The sequence below is a fragment of the Vibrio sp. 1069 genome, from assembly GCF_033340555.1.
On the sequence record NZ_JAWOWP010000329.1, the window covers coordinates 1 to 726 of the forward strand.

A 726-nucleotide genomic window follows, 5' to 3' on the forward strand; every position below is an offset into this window, starting at 1 on the left:
TAAACCGGGTGATGAGTGTCAGCCAGACCAACAAAACGGTACTTACATTGTTCAGGCGCATGAGTGGGGTAAATATGTTGGCCGTGCCGATTACGAATTCCGTAACGGCGAACTATCAATGGTGAGCTACGATCTTATTCCTGTAAACTTGAAGAAAAAAATCAACGTGGATGGTCAATCACAACGTGTGTTTGTTCAAGATGAAATTACTCAAGACAAAGCGATGTTGGACTTCCTTCGCCCTTTCCAAGAAAAAGGCCAAAGCCAGCTGAATGTGAAAATTGCGGAATCAAACGGTAAGCTAGAAGGTGACCGTGATGTCGTGCGATTCCAACCGACGAATCTAGGTCGTTTAATTGCAACGGCTCCTATGGAACGTGCAAAAGCAGATTTCGCAGTGATGAACTCAGGTGGTGTGCGTGATTCTATTGAAGCTGGTGACATCACATACAAAGATGTGCTGACCGTACAGCCATTTGGCAACATGGTTTCTTACGTTGATATGTCTGGTCAAGAAGTCTTGGATTACCTAAATATTGTTGCAACCAAGCCTGTTGATTCAGGTGCTTACGCGCAGTTTGCGGGTATCTCTATGCGTATTGAAAATGACAAAGTCACCAATGTATTTATCGGTAACAAGCAACTGCGTTTAGATGGTCGTTACCGCTTCACAGTACCAAGTTACAACGCTTCTGGTGGCGATGGTTACCCTAAAATTGATACGCA

At 44.2% G+C, this 726-nt stretch carries 1 protein-coding gene; it reads left to right on the forward strand.

Annotated features, from left to right (window positions below; all coding sequences use genetic code 11):
• On the forward strand, window positions 1-726 hold a 726-nt coding region (locus R7040_RS26310), incomplete at both ends, for a 5'-nucleotidase C-terminal domain-containing protein (RefSeq protein ID WP_318097555.1).